Here is a 6646-nt window from a genome sequence, read left to right as displayed (position 1 = left end):
CCCTCGGGATGCTATCCCACAGACCCATCAGGCTGGCATGCTCGCAAACGTAAATTTACAGGGTTATCACGATATAAGACCCCAATCGGACACGGGCTCAACTGTTAATTGGCGGCGCGGATGCTGCTGGGCAGCTCCTGGAAATCCTCGGTCTGCTGCAGCGAGTGCCAGGCGGCCAGCAGGTTGGCAGGTGGCGCGATCAGCTTGCGGGCGCTGAGGTCGAGCCATCCGCCGGCGCTGTTGACGCGGGCCGCCAGCTTGCCGTCGGGGCGCAGGATGTCGCTGCGCAGGTGCCAGCGGCTGCCGTCGGTGGACATGCCGGCCAGCGCCAGGGTGACGGTAATTTCCTCCAGCAGCAGCACTTCCTTGAAGTAGGACAGGTCGTCCTTCATCACCACCGGGCCGATATTCAGGCGCATGAGTTCCTGCACGGAGAAGCCTTGCTCGGTCAGGAACAGCATGCGCGTGTCGCCCACCTTGTTCAAAAACGCCGTATTCGCCATATGGCTGTTGAAATCCATATCGCCCCAGCCGGCCATCAATTTACGCTCAAACATCTGCTTCCCTTTCCGTGTTTATTCAGCGGCGAGGAAGTCCAGCAAGGTAAGCGCAACGACCTTCGTAGCCTTGCGCAGATCGTCGAGCAGGAGCTTCTCGTCCGCCTTCTTGGCATTCGATTCGGGCACGCTGCGCGGCCCGGCTCCGTATAGTACCGCCGGAATGCCTTGCTCGCCATAGAGACGGGCGTCGGCATACAGCGGGGTGCCGCTGGCGGGAATGTCTTCGCCGATCACGGTTCGCGCGTTCTTCTGGATGCTGGCGACCAGCTTCTCGGAACCCGGCAAGGGGCGCAGGGCATGCGACAGCAGCAGGCGCTTGATCTCGATACGGATGCCAGGTTCTCCGCGCACCGCGTCTTCGATCAGGGCGCGCACCTGCCCTTCCACCGCCACCGGGTCTTCTTCCGGAATCATGCGGCGGTCCATCTTCATCACCACTTTTCCCGGCACGACGTTGGTATTGGTGCCGCCGTCGATGCGTCCCACCAGCATGGTCGGCGAGTCGATTCCCGGCACCTTGGATTTAATCTTCTTCAGCTCCGGCAGTTGGCCATAGATGGCATTCAGGATTTTGCTGGCGGCCTGCAAGGCGTCATGCCCCGTTTCCGGCATGGCGCCATGGCCGGATTTGCCGTGCACAGTGATCTCCAGCTGCAGGCAAGCGTTATGCGCGGTGACGATGTTGTAGCTGAAGCCTGCGGCGATCACGAAGTCCGGCCTGGTCAGCCTCTGTTCCAGCAGCCAGCCGGGGCCGAGCAGGCCGCCGAATTCCTCGTCATAGGTGAAGTGCAGTTCGGCCGCGCCTTTCAGCGGAATGCCCAGCGCCTCCAGCGCGCGCAAGGCGAAGATATAAGTGGCGAAATCGGATTTTGAAACGGCGGCGGCGCGGCCGTAGATATAGCCGCCCTCGATCACGCCGCCGTAAGGTGGATAGCTCCAGCCATCGCCAGGCGGCACCACGTCGCCATGGGCATTCAGCGCCACGATCGGACCGCCTGCGGCGTAGGGACGGCGCACGATCAGATTGGTGATGCTCTCCATGCCGTAATCGCGCACGCGCTGTTCGGGAACGACGTGCTTCTCGGCCTGCCAGCCATAGGCTTTGAGCAGCTCCGCTACCACATCCGCATGCGGCGCGTTGTTGCCGGGCGGCGTATTGGTAGGCACGCGCAGCACCTGCTGCAAGAGCGCTACTTCCTCGTCGAAGTGGGCATCGATCCATTGGCTCAGTTGTTCTTGTCGGTTCATCTCATTTGGCTCCCGCCGCAAACCACGCGGCTATTTGCGTCCTTTCGGACTCGGTCATATTGGTCAGGTTCCCGATCGGCATGGCTTTCAGCTCGACCGCCTGTTTGTGGATCTGCATGGCGTGCTGGCGCACCTGCTGCGGCGTGTCGAGCACCATGCCGGCCGGTGCAGTGGCAAAGCCGGCCTGGGTCGGATGCGCGGAATGGCAGGATACGCAGCGCTGGTCGATAATCGCCTTCACTTGTCTGAACTGCGCCTCGGGATCGGCAGCGGCGGCCACCGCAGCGGGTCGCGACGGCGCAATCGCCACCGCCACGACCAGCAACAGCGCCACGCCGATGGCCGGATAGCGCCACTCGATGCACTCCTTATGCCGCAGATTGAAGAAATGGCGAATGAAGACGCCGGCCGCCATGATGAACGCCAGCACCAACCAGGCTTGCGGATGGCGGTAAGTCATTGCGTAGTGGTTGCTGATCATGATGAACAGCACCGGCAGGGTGAAGTAATTATTGTGCACGCTGCGCTGCTTGGCCTTGATGCCATACGATGGATCGGGCAAGCCGCCTGCCTGCATCGCTTGCACCATCTTGCGCTGTCCCGGAATGATGACCATGGCCACATTCGCCACCATGATGGTGCCGATCATTGCACCAATGTGAATGAAGGCGGCGCGCCCGCTCAGCAGATGCGTCAGCGCATATGCCGCGCCGGTCAGCAGCGCAAACACCGTCAGCCCCAGCCAGCCCTCGCGCTTGACCAGCGGCGAGCGGCACAGCAAGTCGTACACGATCCAGCCAGCGATCAGAAAACCGATGCCGACGCCCACCGCCTGCAAGCTGCTCAAGTCAGCGACCGCCTTGTCCACCATCATGGCCTGGGCATTGAAGTAGTAGGCGATAGTCAGCAGCGCGATGCCAGATAGCCAGGTGGAATAAGCCTCCCATTTGAACCAGTGCAGTTCCTTCGGCAGTTCGGCCGGGGCTACCAGATATTTTTGCGGGTTGTAAAAGCCGCCGCCGTGCACGGCCCACAGCTCGCCGGAGACGCCCTTCTTCGCCAGTTCGGAACCGGGCGCGGGCGGGCGGATCGAGTTGTCCAGCCAGACGAAATAGAAGGAAGCGCCGATCCAGGCGATCCCCGTAATCATGTGCAGCCAGCGCACCAATAGATTCAGCCATTCCAGGCCATACGGTATCAAATAGCCGAATGCATCCATGGGTTTCCTTGAGTTAGACAAGTGGCAATTTATGAAAGATAGCCGCTTTCCGATACCTGCATCATGAAATATGCCGTATATTTGACATATCCACTTCGATATAGCCAGCCATGTCCAGCCTGCCGCAACATTTAGACTTGCATCTGATCCGCATTCTCTACCTGCTGCTGGTGGAGAAAAATGTCTCGCGCGTGGCGCTGAAACTCAATCAGCCGCAGCCCTCCATCTCGGCTTCACTGCGCAAGCTGCGCGAACTGACGGGCGATCCCCTGCTGGTGCGCGGCGCGCGCGGCATGGTGCCGACCCAGCACGGCGAGAGTTTGCTGAAGCCGGCCAAGCGTATCCTGGATGAGACGGAAAACCTCTTCGTCAAGAAAACGCCCTTCGTGCCACAGGAGGAAGCGCGCACCTTCAATATCGCGGCACCCGATTATCTGGACAGCCAGTTCCTGCCGAATGTGGTGGCGGCGCTACGCCGCGGCTCGCCCATGAGCCGCGTGGTGATCCACAACCTTGGTCCCGGCATCGACTATATCCGCCTGCTATCGGATGGCGAACTCGATCTGGTGATCGCCAACTGGGACGAGCCGCCGCAACACCTGCACCTGTCCAAACTGTTCGAAGACCCCATCATCTGCGCCATGCACGCGGGCAGCCCTTACGCCAAGCGCACCAACAGCGATGAAATGAGCATGCAGGATTATCTGAGCCTGCCCCACGTCGCGCCGTCGCAGATGCTGCCCGGTTACGGCGGCGTGATCGACGCCTTCCTGGAGCGCCATGGCCTGCACCGGAATGTGGTGGTGGAGTCGGCCTACTTCGGCCTGATTCCGTATATGCTGACCCAGACCGAGCTGGTACTGACCACCGGCCGCCAGTTCCTGCGCTCATATGAAAAGACCCTGCCGCTGAAGACCTTCACGGTGCCGGTCAAATTCCCGCCGATGCGTTTTTACCAGCTGTGGCACGAGCGCGTGCACCAGGCGCCGGAACACAAATGGCTGCGCGACCAGGTCGGCGCCGTCGCCAAGGCGCTGGTGCAGAAATAGCGTATATCGTTCATCAGCGCAGACATATAATTTGGCTAATGGGCCGGATATATCATCAAGACCTCAAAACGGGATTCTGCGATGACGATTACACTCTCCGAACTGAACGCCTGCGGCAGCGCCGCCTTTGTCGAACAACTGCGCGGCATCTATGAGCATTCGCCGTGGATTCCCGAACGCGCCGCCGCCCAGCGCCCCTTCGCCAGCGTCATCGCACTGAAACAGGCTTTGCAGGCCGAAGTATCCCGCGCCACGCCGGACGAGCAACTGGGCCTGATCCGCGCCCACCCCGAACTGGCGGGCAAAGCCGCCATCGCCGGCCAGCTCACCGCCGAATCAACCCACGAACAAGCCAAGTCCGGCCTGAACCTGTGCAGCGCCGAGGAATTCGCCGCGCTGCAAAAGCTGAATGCCGACTACAACGCCAAATTCGGTTTCCCCTTCATCCTTGCAGTGAAAGGTGCGGATGGAAAGGGACTGACGCGCCAGACCGTCATCGCCACCTTCAACCGCCGCCTGAAAAACCAGCGCGCCGACGAGATGGCGGAGTGCCTGCGCCAGATTCATCGCATCGCAGAAATGCGCATCAACGACCTGCTGGGCGTGCAACTGGAATTCGGACCTACGGTAATGGCCTGGTCCGAAGTGCTGGCGCAATGGAGCGATGACGAGGACGGCCTGACCTGCGCCTACATGACCGAGGCCCACCGCAAGACCGCAGCCCAGTTGTCGGACTGGATGCGCGCGGCGGGCATGGAAGTCCAAATCGACGCCGTCGGCAATGTGGTGGGGCGCTATCTGTCCGACGCGCCCGGCGCCAAGACCCTGATCACCGGCTCCCATTACGACACGGTACGCAACGGCGGAAAATACGACGGCCGCCTCGGCATCCTGCTACCGATCTCCATCATCAACCACCTGCACAAACAAGGCGAGAAACTGCCCTTCCATGTCGAAGTCGTCGGCTTTGCGGAAGAAGAAGGCGTGCGTTTCCGCAGCACCTTCCTCGGCTCTAACGCCATCACGGGCCGCTTCGATACGAAGCTGCTCGATGCACTCGACGCCAACGACATCAGCATGCGCTCGGCGCTGGAAGCGGCAGGCCACGATATTGCCGCCATTCCCGCCATAGCGCGCAAGGCGGAAAACGTGCTGGCCTTTGTCGAAGTTCATATCGAACAAGGGCCGGTGCTGCTGGAACGCGGCCTGCCGCTGGGCGTGGTAACGGCGATTGCGGGCAGCTCGCGTTATCTGGTCGAGCTGCGCGGCCTCGCCAGCCACGCCGGGACCACACCTATGTCGATGCGCAAGGATGCGGCAGCGGCGGCGGCGGAAATCGTGCTGCTGGTCGAGCAGCGCTGCGGACAGGCCGAAGCACTGGTCGGCACTGTCGGCCAGTTGCAAGTGCCGGGCGGTTCGGTGAATGTGATTCCGGGCGCCTGCAAATTATCGCTGGACATTCGTGCCGCCGACGACAGCGTGCGCCAGGCCGCCGTCCAGGATGTCCTCGACGGCATCGCCGCCATCTGCGCGCGTCGCCAGATCGAATTCAGCCTGGAGAAAATGGTGGAAGCCTCCGCAGCGCCCTGCGCGCCATGGTTGATGCAGCAGTTCGGCGACGCCGTGCAACGCAGCGGCTTGCAGCGCTTCGACCTGCTCTCCGGCGCGGGCCACGATGCCATGGCGATGACCGCGCTCACCGATGTTGCCATGCTGTTCACGCGCTGCGGCAACGGCGGCATCAGCCACAACCCGCTGGAAACCATGACAGCCGACGATGCCGACCTGGCGGCGCAGGTACTGCTCGATTTCCTGCGCCGCTTCCAGGCCAAGCCACGCTGACCTTATTCGAACAAAGGCCAGCCGATTACCTTCAGTGGGTGATACCTGGAACCAGCATGCAAAGGCTCCCACTCGGCCAGGCTTGCCGCCGCCACTTCGGGTTCCACCTGGCCCGCTGTATGCACCGCCGCCCGGATCTGCTTGGTGTCATACACCAGATTGACGCTGGCCAGCGCGCCTGCAGCGCCGGAGTTGAAGCTGAACTGCCCTGGTCGATGAGCATATTGCCACACTTTCAGATGGCTCCATTCGCTATCGCGCGCATCGAGCTTAAAGTCGAAATTCGCATCCATCACACGCAATAGATATTGATGTTCGTCCCCAGCACGCCCACATTGCTGTTCGCCAGTGCATGCACCGTGCCGCCGGAGTTATAGACATTGGCCGAGGAATTGTCGGTGACGATCACGGTTGCGCCAGGTGCCTGCACGACATTGAGCTTGCCTGATCCCTGGTTGGTATTGCCCATCCATATGCCGTTACTGCTGGCGCCGTAGACCGTGATGCCGCTGCCGAAGGCGCCGAAGTTGTTATTGTTGCCGCCCCGGATAACGCCATCGTACTGGTAAATATTGGCCCGCGTATCGTCCAGCAGCGTGACTGTGCCGCCATTCGCATGCACAATGTTGATGTCATAGTCCGATGCGGAGGAGGAGTTGCCACCGATGTTCAGGGCCGCGCCGCCGCCAGCCGTGACCGACAGGCCCGCTCCATGCAAGGTGGCGCTG

The 6646-nt window shown here is 61.5% G+C and carries 7 protein-coding genes; 2 read left to right on the top strand and 5 right to left on the bottom strand.

The window, feature by feature from the left end; genetic code table 11:
• Positions 1–104: 104 nt before the first annotated feature.
• Genes FHS03_RS11895 through FHS03_RS11885 form a run of 3 tightly spaced genes read right to left on the bottom strand, consistent with a single transcriptional unit; the run spans position 105 to position 3027 of the window.
• Positions 105–557 carry a thioesterase family protein gene (locus FHS03_RS11895; RefSeq protein WP_183441175.1) on the bottom strand — a complete coding sequence of 151 codons (453 nt, stop codon included), beginning with the start codon at positions 555–557 and terminating at the stop codon, positions 105–107.
• 18 nt (positions 558–575) lie between these two features.
• Positions 576–1808: a M20/M25/M40 family metallo-hydrolase gene (locus FHS03_RS11890; RefSeq protein ID WP_183441174.1), complete on the bottom strand. Its 1233-nt coding sequence runs from the start codon at positions 1806–1808 to the stop codon at positions 576–578.
• Position 1809: 1 nt separating this feature from the next.
• Positions 1810–3027, bottom strand: a complete 1218-nt coding sequence (locus tag FHS03_RS11885) for a urate hydroxylase PuuD (protein ID WP_183441173.1) — start codon at positions 3025–3027, stop codon at positions 1810–1812.
• A 110-nt stretch (positions 3028–3137) separates the two neighbouring features.
• On the opposite strand from FHS03_RS11885, the gene FHS03_RS11880 reads away from it, so the two are divergent.
• The gene (locus FHS03_RS11880; RefSeq protein WP_183441172.1) at positions 3138–4076 is read left to right on the top strand and encodes a LysR family transcriptional regulator; all 939 of its coding nucleotides are present in this window, start codon (positions 3138–3140) and stop codon (positions 4074–4076) included.
• A gap of 81 nt (positions 4077–4157) precedes the next feature.
• Positions 4158–5918 (top strand): allantoate amidohydrolase, encoded by a 1761-nt coding sequence (locus FHS03_RS11875; RefSeq protein ID WP_183441171.1) that lies wholly within the window; start codon positions 4158–4160, stop codon positions 5916–5918.
• Positions 5919–5920: 2 nt separating this feature from the next.
• Here the strand turns inward: FHS03_RS11875 and FHS03_RS11870 are convergent, their stop codons facing one another.
• Together FHS03_RS11870 and FHS03_RS11865 are read right to left on the bottom strand one after the other, a co-directional pair.
• Positions 5921–6211, bottom strand: a complete 291-nt coding sequence (locus FHS03_RS11870; protein ID WP_183441170.1) for a hypothetical protein — start codon at positions 6209–6211, stop codon at positions 5921–5923.
• The gene (locus tag FHS03_RS11865; RefSeq protein WP_183441169.1) at positions 6211–6636 is read right to left on the bottom strand and encodes a hypothetical protein; all 426 of its coding nucleotides are present in this window, start codon (positions 6634–6636) and stop codon (positions 6211–6213) included. Before FHS03_RS11865 ends, FHS03_RS11870 begins: the two co-directional genes overlap by 1 nt.
• Between the last annotated feature and the right edge of the window lie 10 nt (positions 6637–6646).

The organism is Pseudoduganella violacea, from assembly GCF_014191875.1.
Taxonomy (GTDB): domain Bacteria; phylum Pseudomonadota; class Gammaproteobacteria; order Burkholderiales; family Burkholderiaceae_D; genus Rugamonas; species Rugamonas violacea_A.
The sequence above is the reverse complement of the archived record's forward strand: the minus strand, read 5'-3'. Positions and strand labels throughout refer to the sequence as shown.